The sequence below is a fragment of the Gordonia sp. QH-12 genome (genome assembly GCF_001578675.1).
Lineage (GTDB): Bacteria > Actinomycetota > Actinomycetes > Mycobacteriales > Mycobacteriaceae > Gordonia > Gordonia sihwensis.
Genome location: NZ_KQ969334.1, coordinates 1 through 656 on the forward strand (window position 1 = coordinate 1; position 656 = coordinate 656).

Consider the following 656-nt stretch of genomic DNA (forward strand, 5'->3'; position numbering starts at 1 on the left):
GCGCCCACCGCTTGAATCCGCCATCTCGTTCGCCCGCCGCAACTCCGCGTTCTCACGCTCGAGCTGACGGATCCTCTCGATATCGGAGACCGTCTCCACGCCAGGGGTTTCGGCTTGGCCCTTCTCGACGCGGCGGACCCAGTTCCGCAGAGTCTCGGGGTGGATATCGAGTTGCTTGGCGATCCGCGCCAACGCACCCGGCGCGGTCGCAGGATCGCTACGGGCATCGATGGCCATCCGCGTGGCACGGTCCCGCAACTCCTTCGAGTACTTCGATGGGCGAGGCATGAAACAAGTGTCCCTTCCGGTCAAACCTGCCTCCATCAAACCCGGGACGATTCAAACGGCATCCAACACGGATGGGGAGGCCGAAACCGGTAAACCACCCGACGCCACGCCCGAACCGTACACACATTCTGGCCTTTAACCCCCGTGGAACGCATGGTCACAGACCGACAAAAATACCCCCTGACCTGCGGTGCAGATCAGGGGATATGTGCGGAAGCGGAGGGATTTGAACCCCCGGTGGTTTTACCCACGCTCGCTTTCAAGGCGAGTGCATTCGGCCGCTCTGCCACGCTTCCCTGACCAGCAAGGGTACGTCAGAGTCCGGCCCTGTCGAGCACCACCCCGTGAAGCGCCCTGGGTTTCGTTCC

Annotated in this window: 1 protein-coding gene and 1 tRNA gene; both read right to left on the minus strand. The window is 62.7% G+C overall.

What is annotated here, in order from left to right; all coding sequences use genetic code 11:
* The coding region (locus Y710_RS18355) for a transposase (protein ID WP_062368138.1) at positions 1-288 on the minus strand (288 nt) is incomplete at its 3' end.
* A 211-nt stretch (positions 289-499) separates the two neighbouring features.
* A tRNA-Ser gene (locus Y710_RS18360) sits at positions 500-584 on the minus strand.
* Between the last annotated feature and the right edge of the window lie 72 nt (positions 585-656).